This window comes from Alteromonas ponticola (assembly GCF_012911815.1).
In the GTDB taxonomy this organism is placed as follows: domain Bacteria; phylum Pseudomonadota; class Gammaproteobacteria; order Enterobacterales; family Alteromonadaceae; genus Alteromonas; species Alteromonas ponticola.
Genome location: NZ_JAATNW010000006.1, coordinates 166,907 through 190,171, shown reverse-complemented (window position 1 = coordinate 190,171; position 23,265 = coordinate 166,907). Strand labels below are relative to the sequence as shown.

At 46.5% G+C, this 23,265-nt stretch carries 26 protein-coding genes and 1 pseudogene; 11 read left to right on the top strand and 16 right to left on the bottom strand.

Annotated elements, in window-relative coordinates; translation table 11 throughout:
* Positions 1-6: 6 nt before the first annotated feature.
* Positions 7-546, bottom strand: a complete 540-nt coding sequence (gene yjjX, locus HCJ96_RS12145) for an inosine/xanthosine triphosphatase (protein ID WP_169211335.1) — start codon at positions 544-546, stop codon at positions 7-9.
* 6 nt (positions 547-552) lie between these two features.
* The gene (yrfG, locus tag HCJ96_RS12140) at positions 553-1,236 is read right to left on the bottom strand and encodes a GMP/IMP nucleotidase (RefSeq protein ID WP_169211334.1); all 684 of its coding nucleotides are present in this window, start codon (positions 1,234-1,236) and stop codon (positions 553-555) included.
* A gap of 69 nt (positions 1,237-1,305) precedes the next feature.
* Between yrfG and nudE the strand changes: the two genes are divergently transcribed.
* Genes nudE through HCJ96_RS12125 form a run of 3 tightly spaced genes read left to right on the top strand, consistent with a single transcriptional unit; the run spans position 1,306 to position 3,276 of the window.
* Positions 1,306-1,869 (top strand): ADP compounds hydrolase NudE, encoded by a 564-nt coding sequence (gene nudE, locus HCJ96_RS12135; RefSeq protein ID WP_169211333.1) that lies wholly within the window; start codon positions 1,306-1,308, stop codon positions 1,867-1,869.
* A 3-nt stretch (positions 1,870-1,872) separates the two neighbouring features.
* Complete coding sequence (gene cysQ, locus HCJ96_RS12130; protein WP_169211332.1) at positions 1,873-2,700, top strand: 3'(2'),5'-bisphosphate nucleotidase CysQ; 828 nt, start codon at positions 1,873-1,875, stop codon at positions 2,698-2,700.
* Between the two features lie 3 nt (positions 2,701-2,703).
* Complete coding sequence (locus HCJ96_RS12125; RefSeq protein WP_169211331.1) at positions 2,704-3,276, top strand: YceI family protein; 573 nt, start codon at positions 2,704-2,706, stop codon at positions 3,274-3,276.
* A gap of 27 nt (positions 3,277-3,303) precedes the next feature.
* Here the strand turns inward: HCJ96_RS12125 and HCJ96_RS12120 are convergent, their stop codons facing one another.
* The 6 genes from HCJ96_RS12120 to HCJ96_RS12095 form a co-directional block, all read right to left on the bottom strand.
* Positions 3,304-3,465 carry a hypothetical protein gene (locus HCJ96_RS12120; RefSeq protein WP_169211330.1) on the bottom strand — a complete coding sequence of 54 codons (162 nt, stop codon included), beginning with the start codon at positions 3,463-3,465 and terminating at the stop codon, positions 3,304-3,306.
* A gap of 78 nt (positions 3,466-3,543) precedes the next feature.
* Entirely contained in the window at positions 3,544-3,852 is a 309-nt protein-coding gene (locus tag HCJ96_RS12115) for a hypothetical protein (protein WP_169211329.1), read from the bottom strand.
* A gap of 4 nt (positions 3,853-3,856) precedes the next feature.
* A complete protein-coding gene (locus HCJ96_RS12110) occupies positions 3,857-4,537 on the bottom strand; it encodes a PEP-CTERM sorting domain-containing protein (RefSeq protein ID WP_169211328.1) in 681 nt (226 codons plus the stop codon).
* 194 nt (positions 4,538-4,731) lie between these two features.
* Positions 4,732-4,944: a YheU family protein gene (locus HCJ96_RS12105; protein WP_169211327.1), complete on the bottom strand. Its 213-nt coding sequence runs from the start codon at positions 4,942-4,944 to the stop codon at positions 4,732-4,734.
* Positions 4,941-5,966 carry a hydrolase gene (locus HCJ96_RS12100; RefSeq protein ID WP_169211326.1) on the bottom strand — a complete coding sequence of 342 codons (1,026 nt, stop codon included), beginning with the start codon at positions 5,964-5,966 and terminating at the stop codon, positions 4,941-4,943. Before HCJ96_RS12100 ends, HCJ96_RS12105 begins: the two co-directional genes overlap by 4 nt.
* A 25-nt stretch (positions 5,967-5,991) precedes the next feature.
* Positions 5,992-6,462 (bottom strand): TIGR02444 family protein, encoded by a 471-nt coding sequence (locus HCJ96_RS12095; RefSeq protein WP_169211325.1) that lies wholly within the window; start codon positions 6,460-6,462, stop codon positions 5,992-5,994.
* A 428-nt stretch (positions 6,463-6,890) separates the two neighbouring features.
* On the opposite strand from HCJ96_RS12095, the pseudogene HCJ96_RS12090 reads away from it, so the two are divergent.
* A pseudogene (locus HCJ96_RS12090) lies at positions 6,891-7,838 on the top strand (transposase).
* Between the two features lie 297 nt (positions 7,839-8,135).
* On the opposite strand, the gene HCJ96_RS12085 reads toward HCJ96_RS12090, so the two are convergent.
* A complete protein-coding gene (locus tag HCJ96_RS12085) occupies positions 8,136-10,034 on the bottom strand; it encodes an ATP-binding cassette domain-containing protein (RefSeq protein WP_169211324.1) in 1,899 nt (632 codons plus the stop codon).
* 109 nt (positions 10,035-10,143) lie between these two features.
* Here HCJ96_RS12085 and HCJ96_RS12080 point away from each other — a divergent pair, with 109 nt between their 5' ends.
* The 3 genes from HCJ96_RS12080 (at position 10,144) to HCJ96_RS12070 (ending at position 12,158) form a co-directional block, all read left to right on the top strand.
* On the top strand, positions 10,144-10,347 hold the full coding sequence (locus HCJ96_RS12080; RefSeq protein ID WP_169211323.1) for a YheV family putative zinc ribbon protein: 204 nt from the start codon (positions 10,144-10,146) through the stop codon (positions 10,345-10,347).
* Positions 10,348-10,421: 74 nt separating this feature from the next.
* Positions 10,422-11,600 carry a DUF748 domain-containing protein gene (locus HCJ96_RS12075; RefSeq protein WP_169211322.1) on the top strand — a complete coding sequence of 393 codons (1,179 nt, stop codon included), beginning with the start codon at positions 10,422-10,424 and terminating at the stop codon, positions 11,598-11,600.
* Positions 11,601-11,654: 54 nt separating this feature from the next.
* Positions 11,655-12,158, top strand: coding sequence for a superoxide dismutase family protein (locus HCJ96_RS12070; RefSeq protein WP_169211321.1), 504 nt, complete (start codon positions 11,655-11,657; stop codon positions 12,156-12,158).
* Positions 12,159-12,212: 54 nt separating this feature from the next.
* On the opposite strand, the gene HCJ96_RS12065 is transcribed toward HCJ96_RS12070, so the two are convergent.
* Positions 12,213-12,524 carry a hypothetical protein gene (locus HCJ96_RS12065; protein ID WP_169211320.1) on the bottom strand — a complete coding sequence of 104 codons (312 nt, stop codon included), beginning with the start codon at positions 12,522-12,524 and terminating at the stop codon, positions 12,213-12,215.
* Positions 12,525-12,751: 227 nt separating this feature from the next.
* On the opposite strand from HCJ96_RS12065, the gene katG reads away from it, so the two are divergent.
* Complete coding sequence (gene katG / locus HCJ96_RS12060; protein ID WP_169211319.1) at positions 12,752-14,971, top strand: catalase/peroxidase HPI; 2,220 nt, start codon at positions 12,752-12,754, stop codon at positions 14,969-14,971.
* Between the two features lie 96 nt (positions 14,972-15,067).
* Entirely contained in the window at positions 15,068-16,393 is a 1,326-nt protein-coding gene (locus HCJ96_RS12055) for a M24 family metallopeptidase (RefSeq protein WP_169211318.1), read from the top strand.
* On the opposite strand, the gene HCJ96_RS12050 is transcribed toward HCJ96_RS12055, so the two are convergent.
* The 3 genes from HCJ96_RS12050 to HCJ96_RS12040 all read right to left on the bottom strand — a co-directional run bounded on the left by HCJ96_RS12050 (position 16,381) and on the right by HCJ96_RS12040 (position 18,283).
* Positions 16,381-16,836 carry a hypothetical protein gene (locus tag HCJ96_RS12050; RefSeq protein WP_169211317.1) on the bottom strand — a complete coding sequence of 152 codons (456 nt, stop codon included), beginning with the start codon at positions 16,834-16,836 and terminating at the stop codon, positions 16,381-16,383. The two genes, HCJ96_RS12055 and HCJ96_RS12050, sit on opposite strands and share 13 nt — an antisense overlap.
* 291 nt (positions 16,837-17,127) lie before the next feature.
* Positions 17,128-17,367 (bottom strand): SlyX family protein, encoded by a 240-nt coding sequence (locus tag HCJ96_RS12045; RefSeq protein WP_169211316.1) that lies wholly within the window; start codon positions 17,365-17,367, stop codon positions 17,128-17,130.
* Positions 17,360-18,283: a WD40 repeat domain-containing protein gene (locus HCJ96_RS12040; RefSeq protein ID WP_343034711.1), complete on the bottom strand. Its 924-nt coding sequence runs from the start codon at positions 18,281-18,283 to the stop codon at positions 17,360-17,362. The genes HCJ96_RS12045 and HCJ96_RS12040 overlap by 8 nt, the downstream gene beginning before the upstream one ends.
* A 248-nt stretch (positions 18,284-18,531) precedes the next feature.
* Here HCJ96_RS12040 and fkpA point away from each other — a divergent pair, with 248 nt between their 5' ends.
* Positions 18,532-19,329, top strand: coding sequence for an FKBP-type peptidyl-prolyl cis-trans isomerase (gene fkpA / locus HCJ96_RS12035; protein WP_169211314.1), 798 nt, complete (start codon positions 18,532-18,534; stop codon positions 19,327-19,329).
* Positions 19,330-19,582: 253 nt separating this feature from the next.
* Here the strand turns inward: fkpA and HCJ96_RS12030 are convergent, their stop codons facing one another.
* The 3 genes from HCJ96_RS12030 to HCJ96_RS12020 all read right to left on the bottom strand — a co-directional run bounded on the left by HCJ96_RS12030 (position 19,583) and on the right by HCJ96_RS12020 (position 20,672).
* The gene (locus HCJ96_RS12030; RefSeq protein WP_169211313.1) at positions 19,583-19,843 is read right to left on the bottom strand and encodes a hypothetical protein; all 261 of its coding nucleotides are present in this window, start codon (positions 19,841-19,843) and stop codon (positions 19,583-19,585) included.
* An 88-nt stretch (positions 19,844-19,931) separates the two neighbouring features.
* Positions 19,932-20,447 (bottom strand): transcription elongation factor GreB, encoded by a 516-nt coding sequence (greB, locus tag HCJ96_RS12025; protein ID WP_169211312.1) that lies wholly within the window; start codon positions 20,445-20,447, stop codon positions 19,932-19,934.
* Positions 20,448-20,534: 87 nt separating this feature from the next.
* Complete coding sequence (locus HCJ96_RS12020) at positions 20,535-20,672, bottom strand: hypothetical protein (protein WP_169211311.1); 138 nt, start codon at positions 20,670-20,672, stop codon at positions 20,535-20,537.
* Positions 20,673-20,793: 121 nt separating this feature from the next.
* Here HCJ96_RS12020 and HCJ96_RS12015 point away from each other — a divergent pair, with 121 nt between their 5' ends.
* Complete coding sequence (locus tag HCJ96_RS12015; protein WP_169211310.1) at positions 20,794-23,118, top strand: Tex family protein; 2,325 nt, start codon at positions 20,794-20,796, stop codon at positions 23,116-23,118.
* Positions 23,119-23,265 lie beyond the last annotated feature (147 nt).

Sequence of the window (23,265 nt, the reverse complement as noted above, 5' to 3'; positions counted from 1 at the left end):
TAGCTGCTATGTGAGCTTATCATGCTGAAATTTACTTAACGCCAAAATAATCGCCAATTCGTAAACGCTTTGACGCGTGGCCAGATTGCTGGTCAGCAGACCGATTGCACCGCCCTGCTGTTTAATATTAGAAGTGCCAAAAAACGCGTCCATAACGTCCCCTAATTCCCAGCCTTCTTCGAGCCCCTGATAAATATTATCAGGTAAAGGTAAGTTTGCGCTGCGGCCGATGGACCATTGATGTTGATGCCATATAGCGATATAGGCGAACGTGCAGGGGCCGTCTAGAAACTTTTCTACACCACCTTCAATAGCCACTATCCAGTCGGAGTCAGTGATATGCATCTGCGGATCTTCTAAAACGGAATTAACCCGGTTGATGGCGCCCAACCGCGTTTCTGCTTCGGACATTGGTTGGCGATCAACTCCTGACGGCGCATTGACACCTTCGGCGAGTAACTGCGTACCGCTGAATACTTTCATAAAAGCCTGCTTGGCCGCCGCGACCTTGACAGGATTACGTGAGCCAACAATTAATTTTTTCATCTTGCATTACTTCTCTACAGGATATTGACGAATCGCTTCTATCAGGGTGCGATAGTCAGCCGTGCTGGGAAAATCCTGAATGTCTCGCTCAGGTTGCTGGCTGTCGGGGTTTCTTACCGCCAGTAAATGAGCGATACCAAACTCCTTGGCCGCATTAAGAATAACCAGACTATCATCGACAAACAAGGTGCGCTTAGGGTCGAAATTCAAGCGCGCTTGCAGCTTGTGCCAAAGCGATTGTGATTCTTTAGTCACCTTAAATTCGTGGGTGGAGATTAACGTGTCAATGTGAGTGTCCAGTTTAGTATGCTCCACTTTCAACGAGAGGCTGTCAGGGTGAGCGTTGGTCACTAAGACGACCTCTCTACCAGTATCACGCAATGCATCTAAAAACGGGATGGTGTCGTCCCGCATGGCTATCAGGTGTTCCACTTCGCGCTTCGCCGACATAATATCCATTTGCAGGACGTCAGCCCAGTAGTCTAAACAGTACCATTGAATTTTGCCCTGGACACTTTCGTAATGCGCTAACATGTCAGCTCGACACAGCTCAATTGGCTTTTGTGTCAACTGTGCTACCTTTGTGGGTAAATGTTCGATCCAAAAGTGGGTGTCGAAGTGTAAATCTAGTAATGTTCCGTCCATATCGAGCAAAACGGTATCGATTTCGTTCCAGGGCAGAAATGGCAAGCGAAATTCCTTAAAATGCAGTAACCTTAATTTGTGGTACTAATAATAACGAAAGTTGTATCTGATAACATGAGTAAAATTGATCCTTCCAAACCATTACCATTAGTTCATCACCGTGAAATCGTCGCGCAAAGTCGGCTGTTTAAGGTAGAGAGGCTGGATTTGGAATTTTCAAACGGGGCCACCCGTCAGTTTGAGCGCATGGCAGGTGGCGGCCGCGGAGCCGTAATGATAGTGCCGATGTTAGATGCGGACACCATGATCCTGATACGCGAATACGCCGCCGGCACGCATTCTTATCAACTGGGCTTTCCGAAAGGCCTGATAGACCCGGGTGAATCCCCGTTACAGGCAGCGAATCGTGAATTGCAGGAAGAAGCAGGTTTTGCAGCCAAGTCATTGCACCTGATTCATGCCGTTAGCATGGCTCCCACATTTTTTAATGCGACCATGCATATTGTCATTGCGCAGGATTTGTATCCACAGCAATTACCTGGGGATGAACCAGAACCGCTCGAAGTGGTGCATTGGCCATTAGCCGAAAGCGATGGTCTGCTTGGACGTCCAGATTTTGTCGAGGCGCGCTGTGTAGCGGCCTTATTTCTTGCGCAGAAGTGGTTAAAGGAGCAGTGAACAATGCCTGAAGACTCACTTGACGATTTACTTAAACTGGCTAAGGAAGCGGCCGTAGAAGCTGGCCGGGCAATTTTATCGGTGTACGATAAAGGTGCGTTTGAAAGTTTTACCAAAGATGACGACTCTCCGGTTACCAGCGCTGATTTCCTCGCCAATGACATTATTACTAAAAAGCTGCAAGAGACCACGCCCCACATTCCTATCCTGTCGGAAGAGAATAAAAATGCCAAGTTAAAAGAACGAAAGAACTGGTCACGTTATTGGCTTATTGATCCAATAGATGGCACGCAGGAATTCATCGCCCGCAGTGGCGATTTTGCGGTTAATATTGCACTGGTTGAAGATAACGAACCTGTACTCGGCGTGATTTTCTGGCCAACTGGGCAAACGCTTTACTATGCCACTAAGGGGCAGGGCGCATTTAAAGAGTGTCCTGACGAGCATAGACAGATTCGGGTGCGCAAACTGGATGATCCTGAAAAGAGTGTGGTAATGATTGCCATAAGCCGGCGTCAGTCTCGTGACAAAATTTTTAAGCGATTAAGTGGCAAACGTGTTTATCAAACGCTGCCATTAGGGAGTTGTTCGTTAAAATCCTGTTTTATTGCTGAAGGTAAGGCTGATGTATTTATGCGTATAGGTATTACCGGTGAATGGGATACCGGTGCCTCACAGTGTATTGTTACTGAGGCGGGGGGCAAAATCCTGGCTGCCGATTTCGAACCTTTAACTTACAATCGAACCCATTCGTTGAACAACCCTGATTTTGTGGTCATGGGTGATCAGCGAGTGCCGTGGAGAGATATCGTTCAATACGATGAGGAATAAACCATGAAATGTAAAATTCTTGGCGCAACTGCGTTGGCTAGCTTGCTCAGTATACCTGCATTTGCACAATGGCAAATTGATCCTGATGCGTCGAGCCTGCACTTTGTATCAACTAAAAATGCGCAGGTACACGAAGTTCACCGTTTTGATACGCTTTCAGGCACCCTTGAAAAAAATGGTGACCTAACGGTTAACGTTCCACTCAATAGCGTGAATACCAACATCGCAATCCGTGATACCCGCATGCAGGAGATGTTATTTGAGGTGGCGAGCTTCCCGAACGCCACATTTAGCGCAATGGTGCCCGCAGCGCTGCTGAATATTGAATCAGGTGGCATAATTCGAGGTGAAGTGGAGGGCACGCTTGAGTTGCACGGTACTACCGCACTCGTGTCTTTTGACGTAAGCGTTGCACGCAACGAAGATATGATAACGGTCACTACCGTGTCACCCACCATTGTCGATGCAACAACGTTTAATTTAGGTGCTGGTGTTGAAGCGTTGCAAAAAGTGGCCAGTCTATCCAGCATAACCCTCAGCGTACCGGTTACTTTTTCAGTCACCTTTACGCAGTAATAATTCAGGCAGCAAGCTGCCCTTTAGCTACCTCGAAGGCGCACTAGCGCCTTTAAACCCAGCCACTATCATCATCGCCATGACCATGATGATGGTGCTGACCACTTCGCGGCGCTGGCGTCGTTGATTGACCCTACGAAGCTTTGCTAAATTAATCGGTTTACCCATCACTGACCATTTATTTTTCATGATGTATCCCCCGTTGACATATGAAAATTATCATGAGTTTTGCAAATTTCGCTCCAATTATTTTCGAGCACAACAAAATCAAAAATAAACTAATACTTTCAATAGCATAAATTTATTCTTGATGGCAATAGAGATGCTAACCTCAGTCATTTTGCGCGCTGCGCCAAAGCACACCGTGGTTAAATTGAGACAGATACTTTGCTGAAACTGGAAAACATCGCAGTTACTCTTGTTGTGAGACTTGCCCGCAAAAAATGAGATGGAGCCGTTCGCAGCTAATAAAGTTGGTATATTTAAGGTGTTCAGCAATGCTTTATTATGTAGGTAGTCAGTATAGGTGGCGGCCTGCATAAAGGAGGGCTGAGACAGCCTTCCTTTATCAACCAAAAATTCAGCGTACTTTTCGACGCGTTAGCAGCAAAATGGCCGCTGCCAGCAACGCTATACCTGATGGCTCAGGCACCGATGCGATACGATTAGAGGTTAGTGAAGTGATGTCATCATCAAACCTGACCCTGAATTCCCAACTTTCAGCTGCAGCTCCCCATGCGGCTATGTCAGAGTCTAACGCCTCTTGAGTATTTATATCCTGAGCGCCCCAGTAAGCCATACCTGCGGTGCCGATAACACCACCGTTATAATTTTGCCATGAACCCGGCTCTAACCAGGTACTGCCATAATACTCCATGTAAAAGTCAGACTCTTCACCATCCCAGGTATTTAAAAGACTTACCGCAAAATTATCAGCGGCATCCAGCTCTTCAACTGTAGTATCTGAGATAAAGTAGACCCAGGTGAGCCGTGAGCCCAAATCGCCAAAACTGTAAACCACCTCGTCTTCAATCTCGAAATTTGTCGTGCCCCAGTTATCAGAATTAAGACTGTTGCTCATATTCACAAAGGTGCCATCCGCCGCTGCTGCAAACGCGTTCGCTTCCCAGGCGGAGTAGTCTGGCGAGCCAAATTTATTGGGCGCGGCGTCAACAAAAATGGAGACGACTGAGGCGTGTGCCTGAGAGAGGGTAAGGGTAAAACCGAGTAAAGCGGTACCTAACAATGTATTCATTTTCATTATTATCTTCCTTTTTATAAATCTTATTATGCATTCTTATGCAAATGTAATTTTGCAAAACATAGACCAAAAAAATAAGACAACAAATTCAATAAGTTAACAAATTTTAGCAATGGGATTGTAAAGGGAGTTGACAATATCTAAGGATATTAAATAATCGTTAAAAATGTTTTGTTTAGGCTGCATTCACTCAATTATTGATGACCAGCTGGTCTAATATCCACCGACTCATGCAGTTCGGAATAAACCAGCACCGCCTCACCGCTGCGCAGTTGAACAAGCACTTGTTCTACTTTGTCAGTGAGGGCAATTTCTTCATCACCGTAGTCTGTACCCTCTCTCAATACGAATTCCTTGGCGATATTATATAAAGTATCAGCGCTAAGTTGGTCGATAGGAATGATCACAGGCTTTGCTCGGCGTCGACAGGCAAATGTTCACCAACAAACTGTTTGATTCTTTGGTGTAACCATACCGTAGGATGCGTAATAGAGCCTTGCATGAAACCCACATGGCCACCAGTGTCACTCAGCTCAATGGTAACATCTTTAGCTAGATTTGCTTCGCTGGGAATTATTAAATGGTTCATGAATGGATCATCAATACTGTGCAGAATAAGCGTTGGGCAATGAATGGAACTCAAATAATGGAATGCGCTACTTTTTTCGTAATAGTCGTCAGCATCTGCAAAGCCATGTAACGGTGCAGTAACTTTTTGGTCAAAATGCTGAAAACTGGTGATGTCATTAAGATCACCAGGTTTAAGCTGAATCAATCGCCGATAATCGATAAACGCCATTTTCTTTTTTAATGTGGCTTTCATGCTGCCCAGTAAATACTTCTGATAAATACGAGAAAAGCCCTGGTTTATACTCTGCGCGCACTCTGCCAGTTTTAATGGTGCTGAGACAGCCACCGCCGCCTTCAACCATTTCTGCGCGGGATTTTCTCCCAGTAACTTTAATAGCATGTTGCCGCCAAGAGAAAAGCCCACCGCTACTTTGGGAATACTGGGAAAACGCTTATGCAGTAATTCGAGAAAATGACTGGGATCTTCAGTTTCGCCAGAATGGTAGGCGCGCGCCAGCTTATTAGGTACACCACTACAACCGCGATAATGCATCATTACCACTTGCCAGCCTTCTGAGCTCAGCGTTGCCATTAGGTCATTGGCGTAATGGGATTGAATATTTCCTTCCAATCCATGAAACAAAGTTACCAGACCGGTCAGTTTTTTCGGTCTCGGTCCCCAGGCCACGTCGATAAAATCGTCATCCGGAAGGGTCACGCGTTCCATTGAGTACTTTAAAGGTAAACGCTTTTGGATAAAGCGTGGCCATATGGTTTGGATATGGCGATTGCGGGCCCAGCGGGGAGCTTTAAATGCACTTTCGATTATTTTTCCGTGATTAAGTTGAGGGTGGCTCATGGCAACTTTTTAATGATTTCTCTTATTAATTAATAACTGTCGCAATTAGATTCAGGGCGTCAGTTTTTCCACGTAAATTATACAAATTAATAAACGCGGGAATACTACCATTAACCTGATCAGGCTCAATAGAAAGATGTGTCTGCTGATTAAATTGCGCTAGTATATCAATTTGTTGCGTTCGTTCTAGCATCAGCTCCTGCTCTTTCAGCTGTTGGTAACGCCCACTGTTAAACGGCACCTTATTTTTTTCACTGCGACGTTTACTTCGATGAATGGTTAACGCTTGTTCGCTTTGTTTAATCGCATTGTGTATAGCTCGCCAATCGACCAGCGTCAGCGTGAGCTGGTTGGCGACGCACCAGCTGAGTAAAAGCAAAAGATTTACGTTTACCCCGTATTCGTTCTGTAACTCAAGACATGCCTGCATATTACCGCCCGCCGAATAGCGTTTGACAGTAAAGTCCCAAAAATCCTGCACGGAAAGTTCACTCATATAATGCCCCACCTCCCTCGACCTGGACACTCACATTCAAATATTTGACCTCGACATCCCTCTCATTTGGACACTCACGTTTAACAGCTCACCTGCCCCCTCATTTGGACTCTCACATTTCATAGTTCATTCGGACACGCTCATACAAAGCCATGACTCAAAGAAGAAGGATAAGTAGTTAAACGGTTGATGCCCACGGTTAGAGTAATAGCGTCTCTTCACTTCAAGGAAAAAGCGACTCCCCACCGAAACCTTGCTAACTTTAACATACATCATGTATCAAAAACTGTGATTTACCGGTTATCAAAAAGCTTTCTTTTTTGATTTTTAAACCTTGGACACTCACCGAACTACGCCACAGTACAGTATTGTTCCCCGGAGCTTTCTGGCAAAGTTGACTAACGTTTCCCTTTGCTTGCCAATTACTGATGCCTCTTCCAAGAAAAGCGCTGATTTCATTATCTGAAACCACCTATTATCATTGTGTATCTCGTTGTGTGCGTCGTGCGTATTTATGCGGTGAAGACCGATTGACCGGGCAGAGCTTTGAACATCGGCGGCAATGGGTGGAAGAACGGCTACTGTGCCTGGCTTCGATGTTCGCAATTGATGTATGTGCGTATGCAATCATGAATAATCATACCCACGTTGTTCTGCATGTTAACGTCGAAAAAGCGCTTGGCTGGTCGATTGAAGAAGTTATCAGTCGCTGGCAGAAGCTCCACAAGGGCACCGTGCTGACTCGCCGTTATCTGGATGTGACAGAGCGTAACGTGCTCACCAGTGCCGAGATGGAGGCGGTTCATGCGATTACGCAGGTATACCGGCGACGCCTTTACGATATCAGTTGGTTTATGCGCTTGCTCAATGAGTTTATCGCAAAGCAGGCCAATAAAGAGGATAAATGCACGGGACGTTTCTGGGAGGGGCGTTTTAAATCGCAAGCGTTACTGGATGAAACTGCATTAGCGGCATGCATGGCCTATGTTGATTTAAATCCTGTTCGCGCTAACATTGCCAAAACACCCGAGCACTCCGCCCATACCAGTGTTCAACGGCGTATCAGCGCAGCAAGGCAAAATTGCCAACCAAAATAACTGATGCCATTTACCGGTTGCCGCGCCCTTCGCCACTCTTCGGGGCTCCCCTTTCGACTTGAGGACTATCTGCAACTGGTGGATGCGAGTAGCCGCAGTTTTCGTTCAGATAAGCGCGGCCGTGTTAACAGCCCCTTACCGATACTGGTGCGTGCAGGGCTGAGCTCGGTAGACTGGCACTGGCTGATTACAGGAATCGAAACTCAATTTTCACACCGCATTGATTTAGTATCAATCAAACATAAACTTGAGCGCATAGCACACTTGAACACTGCCTAGCATCATTCATTCAACCAGCTTTGAACCCCGTTCTTTAACCCACGCTACAGCATTGGCTTGCGCCGGTGCACGTCAAACTGGATGGGCCCATTCCCTACCCGTTTAGAACCAGTTCGCAATCAACATTGCATACGCTGCTTTAGGCCCTTGGGCAATATTCACTGTGGATTAACTGCACGGAATGCCCTCTTTCTGTATACATGCAAGATGTGAGTGTCCCACAAATAGAGAAGGGGGGTTAAGATTAATGTGGAAAGGGTGAGTGTCCAGGAGTAAGAAAGAGACAGAAGGGCGAAACTACCCTTCTTTTGCAGCAAGCTTGAAAATCGATTCTATTTTTTCCTGTGCTTCCAGCCAAAGCATTTCCGATTCTTCTATTTGTTGCTTCAATTCGGTTTGTTCTGCGAGTAATTTCATTAACTTGGCTTTGTTCTTATCGTCATACATTTCTGGATCTGATAATTGATGTTCAATATTTGCCAGTTTATCTGAAGCCATCGCCATCTGTAGTTCCTGTTTATCGAGGACTTTTTTAAACGGAGCGGCTTGCTGACGCAGTTCAGCTTGTTTGCGTTTTTCAGCTTTTCGATCAGCCTTTGGTTCTGCCTCTGCCGGCTGAGACTCCTTTTGCTGGGACAGTATCCAGCTTTTATAGTCCTCAAGATCGCCGTCAAACGGATTTACCTCACCGCCGTTTACCAGATAAAAGGATTCGCAAACCGAGCCGAGTAAAAAACGGTCGTGTGAGACTAAAACCATCGCTCCCTCAAACACTTGTAAAGCAATGTTGAGTGCGTGTCTCATTTCAAGATCCAAGTGGTTAGTTGGCTCATCCAGCAGCAATAAATTGGGTTTTTGGTAGACAATCATTGCCAGCACTAAGCGCGCTTTTTCGCCACCCGACATTGGCGCCACAGGTGATGTGGCCTCATCACCGTGAAAGCCAAAACCGCCCAGATAATCGCGCATGGCCTGCTCAGTAGCAGTCTCATCCAGACGCTGGATGTGCAAAAGCGCACTGGCCTTGGCGTCGAGTGTTTCCAGCTGATGTTGAGCGAAATAGCCAACATTAAGCCCCTGCGCAGTAGTAAAAACTCCCTGTTTTGGCTGCAGCTCACCCGCCAGCATTTTAATTAAAGTAGACTTACCCTGGCCGTTTCGGCCTAACAGACCTATACGGCTTCCCGGTACCAGGTTCAGCTTTACTTTATTTAAGATGGTGATGTCGCCATAGCCCAGTTTAATGTCATTCATTTGCACCAGCGGATTAGGCAGCGCGGTGGGGTCGGCAAACGAAAAATTGAACTGACTCTGCGCATGCGCGGGTAACAAGTCCTCCATTTTCTGTAATTGTTTGATTCGGCTCTGTGCCTGTTTCGCTTTACTGGCTTTGGCTTTAAAGCGATTAATGAAAGACTCTAAGTGCGCACGTTTCGCCTGTTGTTTCTCAAATTCAATGGTCTGCAGGCGGGCGCGTTCAGCGCGCTGTTTCTCATAACTGGAATAATTGCCCGTGTACGCTATCAGCTTCTTATGTTCAACACTGATAATGCATCCTACCGCACTATCGATAAATGCTTTGTCGTGAGATATAAGAATTAATGTTCCCTCATACCGCTGAAGCCACTTTTCGAGCCAAATTACCGCATCCAAATCCAGGTGATTGGTGGGTTCGTCCAACAGCAGCAGGTCTGACGGGCACAACAGTGCCTGTGCCAGATTCAGTCGCATCCGCCAGCCACCTGAGAATGCGCTTACCGGATGCACCAACTGCTGCTGGGAAAACCCTAACCCGGCTAAGATGGTTGCCGCCCGGGCTTCAGCGGTATAAGCGCCGGCCTGTTCTAACAAACCATGTAACCTTCCAATCTCGTCGCCATCATGACGGGCTTCCGCACTAATCAAATTGGCCTGCAACTTACGCAGGTGAGTGTCCCCGTCGATAACATAATCAATTGCCCGACGCTCGGTCGCTGGTGTTTCCTGAGCCACACTTACGATTCGCCATTGACTTGGCAATTCACAGTTACCGGTCTCCACACTAAGCTCGTTTCGTAACAACGCAAACAAGCTGGATTTACCGCAACCATTGGCACCAATTAACGCAACTTTTTGACCAGGATTGATTTGTGCCGAAACCTCGTCCAGCAGTACTTTACTTCCCCGCATCAAAGTCATGTCAGACAATTTGATCATGTATAAACTACTCCAAAAATTCGACGCACATCATATCAGAATGCCGGGGGAATTATTATCGGCTTAATTAGGTTATAATCAGCGCTATCGAAATTGCGATAGGAACATAATGAGTACCAAAAAACGTAAGCGTTTTATTGCTGGCGCAACTTGCCCTAAGTGCCAGGCAGCGGACACGGTTATGCTGTATATGGAGCACAATGTTGAAAAGCTGGAATGTGTTGCGTGTGGATACAGTGAAAGCCAGACTGATAACAACGTAAAGACTGCTGCTAAATCTAGCAACAATGTAATCGGTGTGTTCAAACCTTAACTCTGCTTTATAAATGATCGTTCTGACTTTGCACACCGTTTGAACGATTAGTTGATTTTAGCAGGGTCGCTTCGATGCAGATAAAAAACTATTCGCGTTGGATATCCGGATGCATCATCTTTTTGATGGTGATTGTGATATTGCGCTTAGCGCTGCCCTATGCTGTTGAATGGTATGTTAACAGGTTACTGTCTGAGCCTGAGGGGTTCGCTGGTAACGCAACGCCGCAGGAGTTCACCGGGCGTGTCGGTGACGTGGATATTATGCTTTGGCGTGGGGCCTACAGCTTTGAAGACGTTGTTCTGGTGAAACGCAACGGAAAAGTCAAAGAGCCCTTCATCAAAGCCAAAGAAATCGAATTCAGCCTGATTTGGTCAAAGTTATTAAATGGTGCGGCGGTAGGCTCAATTGATTTATACAGGCCTGAACTAAATTTTGTAGACAGTAAAGACCAAACTAAAACACAATCAGGCAAAGATGAAAAATGGCTGGTCATCGCCGACCAGTTATTTCCACTTAAAATCGATGAGTTACGCATCCATCAAGGCTCCATTGGCTTTCACAATACAGACGTCGATCCAGAAGTTCATATTTCCCTGCATGATATTGACTTAACAGCCCGAAATCTGGTGAACAGTAAAGATCTTTCCAGAGATTTGGTGGCCCGCGTTCAGGCCAAAGGACAAACCGCCGATGCTGGCACGTTAGAATTCAACGCCTCGCTGAACCCTGAAACCCAAAAGCCCACTTTCGACCTCGACGTGGAGGCAAAAGGTGTCGCGCTGGTTAACTTTAAAAATTTTCTAGATACTTATGCTCCATTCGATCTGGAAGCTGGATCGCTCGACCTCGCTCTGGAACTGGCCAGTGACGATGGCAAAATTTCAGGTTACGCAAAGCCTATTCTGCACAATGTGACAGTGTTTTCGTGGAAAGGTGATATTGAAGAGGATGGCGACGGTTTTTTCGAAGGATTGACTGAGTTGTTTTCAGCTTTTATTAGCGAAATTTTTGAAAACCAATCTGAGGACCAGATTGCCACTCGGATTCCTATCGAGGGCTCAATTGATGAGCCAGAAACCGCAATCTTTCCTGCCGTGCTGGGAATTTTAAAAAATGCATTTATCCAGGCGCTTCAAGGCGATTTAGAGAACAGTGTCAATTTGGAAGCGCCGAACGATGAGTCGAACCCCAAACAAAATAAGAACACCGAAAATGAGGAAAATGATAACGAGCGAGACGAAAAAGAATAATCCTGACGACTTACTTTATTAACCCATTAAATATGGTAAAAACGGAGACTTAATATGAAAGCGATTCTACTATCTTCCGCGTTAGCCCTTTCGGCTGCAACGCAAGCTCAAACGATAACGATGAAAGATGCAGAGACCGGAGAGACGGTGGGTGAGGTAAATGTCAGCATGTCAGACTATGGACTGGTGCTGACTCCCTCACTGCGTAACCTTCGTCCCGGGGGACATGGCTTTCACGTTCACGAGAATCCGTCTTGCGAAAGCAGCACAAAGAATGGTGAAAAAGTGGCGGCAGGCGCAGCCGGAAGCCACTATGATCCTGAAAAAACCGGTCAACATGGGCATCCTTGGGAGGACACCAGCCACTTAGGCGATTTACCGCTGCTGTATGTTGATAAAGATGGTCATGCGACCACACCTGTGCTGGCGCCCAGACTTAAAATCGACGACCTTTCCGGCCGTTCGCTAATGGTACACGAAGAAGGCGATAACTACGCCGATTCGCCTGAAAAGCTTGGTGGCGGTGGAGCACGCGTTTTATGTGGCGTAGTTGGCTAAAAAGCAAAGAGCCAGTAGACCGCTGGCTCCCAATCAAAAGTTTTAAAATACTGCTTATTTATCTTTGTCTTCTTCTTCGTCTTCTTCATCAGGCATAGTGACATCTACTGTAGGCACTTCAACTTCTTTCGTCTTTGTACCGACATCGACATCAGCTGTATCAACGTCATACTCAGGCATTTCGCCACCTTCCACATCTACGTCAGGCAGTTCGCCGTCTTCCGTCTTTTCAACCTCGTACTCAGGTAATTCTCCTGCGTCAGCCTCTACATCCGGCATCTCACCTTCTTCGGTCTTATCGACATCGCAAGCGCCTAAAGCTAAGGTCACACCCATGACCGCCAAAACTTTGTGAAATTTGTTCATTTTTTCATCTCCATTTGTTAGCTCGCTATGAGATACGCATGAAATCAAGAAACTGCTCACTTGAGTTCAAATATAGTGTTCGTTTCCGTGTTGAAGCTTTTTATCTTTAGCCCTGATTACAAAAACCAATCAAAGCAATCGTTTATATGAATCAGCAGTTAATGGAAAGTTAATATTTTGTAGCCTATATTCATCCTGAATTTTGCTTACCTGAACAAGGCGTTTATATGTTACCTCAAAAAACAAAGGTTGCCGCACTTTGTGCGTTGCTATTTGCAGCACCCATCGTAGCGGACGACCGCATTATCAGTGAACTCTCCTCTCCCGTTTCGAACCAATTCTGGTGGCCTGATCAATTAGATCTCTCACCATTACGCGACCATGAAATGCGTTCTAATCCTTACGGTGACGATTTTAACTATGCAGAAGAATTTCAAAATTTAGATATTGAGGCGGTCGAAAAAGACGTGAACGAACTTCTGACATCGTCTAAAGACTGGTGGCCAGCTGATTTTGGAAACTATGGTCCACTTTTTATTCGCCTGAGCTGGCACAGTGCTGGTACGTACCGGACAATTGACGGTCGAGGCGGAGCAGGGGGAGGCCAGATGCGCTTCGATCCACTTAATAGCTGGCCTGATAATGGTAACCTGGATAAAGCGAGACGTCTTTTATGGCCGATTAAGCAAAAGTACGGCAGGGCCCTGTCGTGGAGCGATCTTCTGGTTTTAGCCGGTACGGTTGGGATGAAAAATATGGGCTTTGATATCTACGGATTTGCCTATGGTCGCGCGGACGATTGGGAACCTGATTTTGTTTATTGGGGGCCGGAAGTAGAGATGATGGCGAGTTATCGTATGGACAAGGACGGAGAATTGATTCGTCCATTGGGGGCAACTCACATGGGTTTGATTTATGTAAACCCCGAAGGTCCGATGGGCAAACCTGATCCGATGGGGTCCGCGAAAAATATCCGCACCGCTTTCAGTCGTATGGCGATGGATGACGAAGAAACCGTTGCGCTGATCGCAGGGGGTCATACGTTTGGAAAAATGCATGGTGCCAGAAAACCAGATTGTGTAGGTAAAGAGCCCGCGGCAGCAGATATAGAAAAGCAGGGGCAGGGTTGGATTAATACGTGTGGTAAGGGCCATTCAGAAGACACTACCACCAGTGGTATAGAGGGGGCCTGGACACAGACGCCTACCAAATGGTCCTCACTGTATTTATCCAATTTACTCAATCTCGAATGGGAACAAACCAAGAGTCCTGCAGGCGGTATCGTGTGGCATCCAAAAGATAAATCGATGCATGAAGCGGTACCAGACGCGCACGTTGATGGAAAACGGAATCCTCCTGTCATGACTACCGCTGATCTGGCTATTAAATTCGACCCTGAATACAGAAAAATCGCTGAACGATTTCTTAAAAATCCGGATGAGTACAAAAAGGCTTTCGGTAAAGCCTGGTATAAATTGACGCACCGAGACATGGGGCCGAAAGCACGCTATCTGGGGAATAATATTCCAAAAGATGAGCTAATCTGGCAAGACCCTATTCCAGAAGTGGATTATGAGCAAATCACCGACAAGGACATCGTCGCCCTTAAACAGCAAGTTCTCGCCACAGAGTTGAGCGTGCCTCAGCTGGTTCGCACAGCCTGGGCAGCAGCGTCCAGCCATCGTGTAACCGATATGCGTGGTGGAGCAAATGGCGGCCGTTTGCGTTTAGAACCCCAAAAAAGCTGGGAGGTAAACAATCCTCAGGAACTTAACAAAGTGTTGACGGCTCTGGAAAAGATTCAGTCAGACTTTAATGAAAAAGCAGGTGATAAGCAGGTATCGATGTCTGATCTTATCGTTCTGGCTGGTGCGGCAGCCATTGAGAAAGCGGCACAAGATGCCGGTCATCCGGTTGATGTGCCTTTCGAAGCTGGCCGTGCTGATGCAACAGCTGCACAGACGGATGCTGAATCTTTTGCGCTGCTTGAACCCACTGCGGACGCGTTCAGAAACTATTACAATGAAACCACAAGTTACCGTCCGGTATTAGAAATGATGGTAGATAAGGCTGACCAGCTAGGGTTAACGGTACCTGAAATGACCGTTTTGATTGGCGGTATGCGTTCTCTGGATGCGAATGCGAACGGTGACAAACACGGCGTCCTGACGGATAAGCCCGGTACACTGAGCAATGACTTTTTCGTCAATCTGCTAAGTATGGATACCAAATGGGAAAAGATGGATGGAAACGAAGCGTTATATCAGGGCAGTGATCGTAAAAGCGGCAATAATAAATGGACAGCCACGCCGGTGGACCTGATCTTTGGTGCCAATGCAGAACTGCGTGCGGTAGCGGAAGCCTATGCTTCGAGCGATTCCGATCAGATGTTCGTCGATCATTTTGTAAAAGCCTGGCATAAAGTGATGAATTTAGACAGATTTTAATCTGCCGTGAAATGACAAAAAGCGTCCTTGTGACGCTTTTTTTTTCACTCTTTTTTACCTATAGTAGATTTTCTGCCATTTAACTGGACTCTCTATATGCGCGCTCTGCTATTTTTAGTTTTACTGAGTTTTAATTCCGTCGCCTCACCTTACGACAGCATTCTGCCTTTAAAAGAACGCGCAGCCGTTATTGATTCAATTACTGAAAAACGAGTTCGGCAACTTTTACCCTCAATCATGCAAGACGCGGGGATTGATATGTGGGTACTGATAAGTAGTGAATACAATGAAGACCCCGTATTGAAAACGTTGCTACCCGCCACCTGGTTATCAGCTCGACGGACCACTATGTTGGTAGTAACGTTAAAAGATGACAACACCGTCTCAACTCACGCCATTGCCCCCTACGCCGTAGGTAACCTGTTCGAACGCGCCTGGGACAAGGACGCGCAACCTGACCAATGGCAAGCTCTGGCCAATTTTATCGAGCAACATGATCCGCAAAAAATAGGCATCAACCAATCGGCCAACTGGGCGCATGCGGATGGCCTGGTTGCAAGCGAAAAGACACTGCTGGTCAATGCGCTCAAACCCAAATATCAGCAGCGTCTAGTCTCCGCCGAAGCCGTCGCCGTACCTTGGCTCGAGCAGCGATTGCCGCAAGAGGTTGAGCTAATGCAAACCATGGGAAAAATTGCTCATGCCATCATTGCAGAAGGATTTTCAAATAAAACCATTAGCCCTGGAAAAACTACCACAGACGATTTGGTCTGGTGGTTTCGCGAAAGGGTAGTGGATTTAAGACTGGACACGTGGTTTCACCCGTCAGTGTCTATTCAGCGAAAGAGTGATGCACAGTTTGATCACGAAAGCACCTTTACCAACGAGTCGGCCAAGGTAGTGCAATATGGCGATCTGTTGCACGTAGATTTCGGTATCAGCTACTTACGCTTACATACCGATACCCAGCAACACGCGTACGTCCTTAAGCCAGACGAAAAAACCGCGCCCGCTTTTTTACACGACGCACTTGAAAAAGGGAACCAACTGCAGGATATCTTTACCGCAAACTTCGCTGTTGGCAAAACAGGCAATGAAGTGTTGAAAGAAAGTTTGCAGGCCGCTAAGCAGGCTGGCTTAAAGCCTTCAATTTATACGCATCCTCTGGGTTATCATGGCCATGCAGCGGGAACTACGCTTGGCATGTGGGATCAACAAGACGGGGTGCCTGGTGATGGTGACTACCCATTGCATGCCAATACCGCTTACTCCATCGAATTAAATAACGCCTACGACGCCAAACCGTGGGATAAAGAAATACGCATCATGTTAGAAGAAGATGCGTTTTTCGATGGCGAAAAAGTGGTTTACTTTGATGGCAGACAAACACAACTCATCGAGGTTTCCACTCAGGCAAACTGAGTAATGTGCTTGTCTTTATGATGCCAGCGGGCACCTAGCAAATAGCTGGTGCCCAACATGATACAGAGTGCGGAACTGACCAACCAGAACACTGAGGAATTGGCCGCTGGCAGATAATAGTCAGGGGAAACCACAAATACCATGCCGATGGCTCCGCGAATAAGAAATATGCACGTAAGCAAATAAAGTACATTTTTTTGCTGTGGTAACCGATTAAAAATATTTGCTGCAGAGAAGGCGTACAGCGCGCCAATGAATAACCCAAGCGCAATTACACTGGTTACGGCCATAGGATATAGACTGCCAGATTCTGCCAGGCGCGCCATCTGCTCACCGGCACCGAACGTACGGTACCAGCTTGCCCCGCGAAAAATAATTGCTACATGAAGTAAAGAAGCAAACAGGCTTGCACAGCCTGCCATAACTAAACACAATCTACCCATTTTTATCGCCCTTTATATTATCAACCCACTATCCAAATTGTGAATGGGCCATCACCTGTTCACAAATTAAACAAATTTACCTTGGGTAATCAAGTTTTTTTCCAAAAAATGATGAAAAATGCGGGTTGCAGCATTGTTTACAGAGCTCAGCGAGCCAATTGCGGATAATCTGAAGGCAATTAATGGATACTTTGCTGGTGCTAAGGTATCTAATCCGTTGACCTGCATCCTGCTGTCTTAAATTGCGCAGAATAACGGATTGGGTGGCGAGGCAAACACAGATCCGTTCTTTCAATAATGAGGAGGCGGCGTTTCTTCAGACGCCTTGGCGATATTTGAAGGCTCAATTGCTTTGACTTTTTGCAACACCTGTTTCATTTGGTACTGCAGCTTTTCCAGTTGGTGTTGTTGACTGGTTAACGCATCGTTCAATAACTCAATGGTATGTTCCTGGAAGGCGACCTTGGTTTGCAGCTCTTCAATACTTTGCTCGGCTTGGTTTAACTGTGGTTCTATTGGTTGCTTAGTCATTTGTTCGGCTCCATAACTCTGCCAATCCGCTGCTGCTTTCAGTCATAATCAGGTTCTCATCAATATAGCCTACCCCATATACGACAGCGCTAGGAGGACTCATGTTGGCGCGAGGAGCAACCTTCCACTCATTAATCTGCTCACCCGTCTTCACGTTCCATTCGTACACACGACGAGACGGCGCGCCCGTAAGTAAGCGCTCACCATCTTTGGAAAACACAGCATCGGTAAAAATTTTCTGTCGCGCAATATACTGTAAATTGCTGATGGGCGCACCTGTTTGGGCATTCCAAATCTGTGATTTTTGCTGACTGTCAGCGGTGAAAACATAGCGGCCCTGATCGTCTAGCGCGACCAATGTGACTCGACTCGGGTGGGTAAAGGTGTGAATGATTTGCCCTGTGTCGGTACTCCATAAATACGCCACATAGTCATTGCCACCACTGAGCGCGAACCTGCCATTGGGTGAAATATCGACACTGTTAACTTTTTCCTGATGCCCCAAAAATTCGATTCTGCGGCCTGTCATCGGTTCAAAATACATCACTTTGCCATTAGAACGACCGACCAGAATGCCTTTTCCTTCATTGGCGACAGCAATATCGCGTACGGATGACTCATCGATGCGCCAAAACCCAACCGGCTCGCCACGTTGCATGCTCCATAATGCAAAGGCTTCTCGATCTGAGGTCGCCACAAATTGGTTATCTGCAGAAATGTGTACTGAGACCACCACATTATTCCCCGCCCCCTGATGACTCCACTGATATATGGGCTCTGCTTTTCCGTATTGCCATACGTTGATGCCGTGCATCAGACTGGAAACCACAGCAAAGCGACCGTCCGGACTGATATCAGCAGCGAAAGCCGCTTCTTCGGCATGCCGCCAGACTTTCTCAGGCTCAGTTTCAGGCACTGTACATGCTGCTAGAGCACACGCAAATGAACAGATTAATGAAGCTTTAGGGAACAATTGGTAATGATTCCTGTCAAATGGGTTTCGCTTTGCTATCACTACGTTTACCATAGCACGGAACACGTTTAATTTTATACTGTAACGATCTTGAGGGTCGTTACTACGTAGCAGTACCACTATTGCATCGTATAACGTGCACAAACACATGGTAAAAGTACGATTTAAATAAGATTATGGAGAAGTTATTTATGCGTAAGTCGCTCGTCGCCTTATCAACCCTAACCGCGCTAGGCCTTTTTGCCTGCCAACCAAATACGAACGAAGACAACACCACTGCCACTGACAAGGCTGACTCGGCTGAGATGACTGCTTCAGAAAACCAGAGCAGCGAGATGTCGGTAGTGCAAAAACAAGCTTATGCCATGGGTGCAAGCATGGGACTTTTTGTTCATAATCGAGCTAAACAACAAGAAGAACTGGGTGAAGAAATGGACCAGGCTGCGCTGATGCAAGGTTTCGAGGACGCGCTGAACGACAGTCTGAAATTCTCTCAGCAAGAGATTCAGCAATTTGCTCAGCAGGGTGAACAGGCTCTGCGCGCGAAGCAGCAGGAAATGTCGGCAAAGATGGCCGAGGAAAACATTGCTGAAGGGAAAGCCTATTTAGCAGAGAATGCTAAAAAAGAAGGGGTGAAGACAACCGACTCTGGTCTTCAGTATGAAGTGTTGACCGAAGGCGAAGGTGAAAGCCCAGAAGCTGAAGACACCGTAAAGGTTCATTATCGTGGAACGCTTCTGGATGGCACTGAGTTCGATTCATCTTACGCGCGCAACGAACCTGCTGTGTTTCCTCTTAACCGCGTGATAACGGGTTGGACCGAAGGGGTCCAGCTGATGAAGGAAGGTGCGAAGTACCGTTTTCATATTCCATCAGATTTGGCCTACGGTGAACGTGCGACTGGCAATATCACACCTAATTCAACTTTAATATTTGAAGTTGAATTACTGGAAGTCATGCCGCGTGGTGAAGAACAGGCACCGGAATAACGAAAAAGGCCGACAATAGCTGTCGGCCTTTCTCTTTTTCTGGGGAAGAGCGTAATCCTTGCTCACCTTATTCCTAATGTGCAGCACCTGTTTAGTGTCTGCTTAAACCCGGATTAAATATTCGGGTAATTTTTAAATTTCGACTTTTCGAATTGTCACTTAAGTATAGCGTGGATTTTAAAATTAGCCCCTCCTTCAGCACTTATCATTAAATTGATTTGTACTAATTACAGAACTTTAATAGCTAAATGTTTTAAAGCCAGAATCCTCGACGTCGTTCCCGTTTCAGGGTTAATGTGGCGTAATGCCTGATCATGGTCAGACCCACCTTGTACAGTATAGCTCCCGCCAGTAGATATGCCAGTTTTCTAACATTTTCCCAGCTACCAAAAATATCAAAAAAACCGATGATCACCAGTAACGCCCCTGTCAGAAACAGAAAGAAGCCGGTGATGGTCACCCCCAGATTTAACGCAGAGGGTGTTTGGGAGCGTGTAGAATAACTTCTATACATGAGCTGAATTACCGTGAATAACTACTTCAAGTATGACTTATGACTGCTTGAATGAGAGATTGTTCATTAATTAATCATTAAATGAATTTCATGATTCATTTTTATCTTCAGAAGGTCTTTTCGCAAAGGCTTTCTGGTACGTTATACTATTGATGTACCAATGCTTTTTACCCGCGGGAGTGGTAACAGTACACACATCATCGATTTCTTTTTTTAACAGCGCTCTTGCCATAGGCGAGTCAATCGAAATCACGCCTTTTTCATCGCCATAAATTTCCTCTGGCCCAACGATGCGAAACACATGTTTTTCGCCTGCATCGTTCTCGATTTCTACCCAGGCACCAAAAAACACCCTGCCTTCCTGCTGTGGCGAATAATGCACAATGGTCAGTTCTGGTAACAGTTTGCGCAGAAAGCGGACGCGACGATCAATTTGCCTCAGTAACCGTTTATTATAAGTGTAATCGGCATTTTCGGAGCGATCGCCCAAACTGGCGGCCCAGGTGACAGTCTTAGTGATTTCAGGTCGTTTTTCGAACCACAGATGATCGTGTTCGTCTTTTAGTTTTTTATAACCTTCGGGGGTAATAAGCTTGGTTTTCACTTAATGAATCAGGATCGGGTACACAAAGAGTGTGCCGATGGTAACACATTCATCGGCACTACCTGTATTCAGAAAAGGTGTCAAACGTCAGTTTGAAAGCCGATTGTTGAGCGCTTCAAGCTTTTGCCATTGCGCGTTCAACTCTTCATTGTCGTTTATCAGTTTGGCAAGATGAAGATAGGCATTTTTTCTACTGGCCCGATAGAGTTTTTCATGACTGTACATTTAGCCTTCCCACTAGTTGTATCAGTGATATACTGCGTCTCTTGTTTTTACATGAAATGAACTTATCTCCTGGCTAAGACATGCATTCTTCAGCCCTAATCAGACATTCGACAGATAACCTATGATCATATCCACTATTGCGAAAGAACTGGCGGTTAAAGAAAGCCAGATTGAAGCTGCCGTTAATCTACTCGATGAAGGCGCGACCGTTCCGTTTATAGCCCGTTACCGTAAAGAAGTGACTCAGGGGTTGGATGACACCCAGTTACGTAATCTTCAACAGCGATTGACCTATCTGCGTGAACTGGAAGACCGCCGTAGTGTTATTCTGAGGTCGATTGACGAACAGGGTAAACTGAGTGACGAGTTAGCCTCGCAAATCAAAGCGGCTGACAGCAAAACTACGCTGGAAGATTTATACCTCCCTTTCAAACCGCGTCGTCGCACTAAAGGGCAGATTGCTATCGAAACGGGGCTCGAACCCCTTGCTGATAAGCTGTTTGCTGACCCAGAGCTGGATCCTGAAGATCAGGCGCAGGCATTTATTAACGCTGAGAATGGTGTTGCCGACACCAAAGCCGCATTGGAAGGTGCGCGCTTTATTCTAATGGAGCGGTTCGCCGAAGATGCTGCGCTATTAGCAAAGGTGCGACACTACCTCACTGAAAATGCGCTCATGGTTAGTGCAGTAGTACCGGGTAAAGAGAAAGAAGCGGCGAAATACAAAGATTATTTTGATCATCAGGAAAAGCTCAAAAGCGTACCCTCACATCGCGCGCTGGCCATGTTTCGTGGCCGCAACGAAGGCATGTTGCATATTCACCTTAATGCCGATCCGACCAGTGAGTCGGCCAGCCAGCGTTCAGAGTGTGAAAGCATCATCGCTCATCACGTTAATATTCAGGATAAAGGCCGTCCCGCCGATGCCTTTTTGCAACAAGTGGTGCAGTGGACCTGGAAAATTAAAATTGGTATGCATATGGAAACCGAGCTTTTTGCCAATTTGCGCGAAAAAGCCGATGAAGAAGCCATCAATGTTTTTGCCAAAAACCTGAATGACTTATTGATGGCGGCTCCCGCTGGCTCGCGTGTCACCATGGGGTTAGACCCGGGTTTGCGCACGGGTGTCAAAGTGGCCATTGTTGATGCCACGGGAAAAGTATTAGCAACCAATACCATTTTCCCCCACGCGCCACAGAATCAATGGGATAAGTCGTTACGCACGCTGGCCGTGTTATGCCAACAACACAAGGTCACCCTGATCAGTATTGGCAACGGCACAGCTTCACGCGAAACGGACAAACTTGTGGCCGAGATGTTAAAGGCGCACCCTGAAGTAAAAGCACAAAAGATTGTGGTCAGCGAAGCCGGCGCGTCAGTTTATTCTGCATCAGAACTGGCTTCCCAAGAGCTGCCGGAGCTGGATGTTTCATTGCGAGGCGCGGTGTCGATTGCTCGTCGCCTACAAGATCCCCTGGCGGAATTGGTAAAAATTGAGCCTAAAGCAATTGGTGTTGGCCAATATCAACACGATGTGAGCCAGAGCCAATTAGGCAAGTCTCTTGACCAGGTCATTGAAGATTGTGTGAATGCGGTGGGCGTTGACTTAAACACCGCCTCACCGGCCTTATTAAGTTATGTCTCAGGCTTAAACAAAACCCTGGCCAACAATATTGTTATGTTTCGCAACAGCAATGGCGCGTTTGCTGATCGCAAAGCCTTGTTGAAAGTTGAGCGACTGGGCCCGAAGGCGTTCGAACAGGCAGCCGGCTTTTTGCGCATTAACGATGGCAGCAACCCATTGGATCGCTCTGCAGTGCATCCTGAAGCCTATCCAGTTATCGACAAAATCGTTACGCAAACCAACGTGGCTGTGAACGACTTAATTGGCAATACCGAGCTGTTAAAGAAACTGTCACCTGATACCTTTACCGATGAAAAATTCGGTTTACCTACCGTACGTGACATATTAAAAGAACTGGATAAACCCGGCCGCGATCCGCGTCCTGAATTTAAAACGGCTGCATTTAAAGAGGGCGTTGAGACTATCAGCGATCTGAAGCCAGGTATGATCCTGGAAGGCGTGGTGAGTAACGTTGCTAATTTCGGCGCGTTTGTGGATGTGGGTGTACATCAGGATGGCCTGGTGCATATCTCCGCGCTTACCAATAAGTTCATTTCCGATCCCCGCGAAGTGGTCAAAGCCGGTGATATTGTAAAAGTGAAAGTCATGGAAGTTGATGTAGCGCGCAAGCGCATTTCCTTTACGATGCGGCTTGATGAAACGCCTGCTCCGGCGAAGACAGACGCACCTAAAAGCAAATCAGCATCGCCCCGCTCGGCCAATAAAGGGCACCACAAGGGTCAACGGCAATCTGCACCGTCGCAGAATGCTGCAATGGGCAATGCCTTCGCCGATGCGTTTGCTAAGGCGAAACAAAAGTAATTAAGGCCTTTTGTTTCCAAGTTAAAATAAAAGAGATGCATAAAATCTGCAGTCCCTTTACACGTATTTGATTAAGCCACTTTTTGATGAACGGTTGAGGATTAACCGTTTTTCACCCATGACTGTCTAAATTGGCCAGGTTCGCCC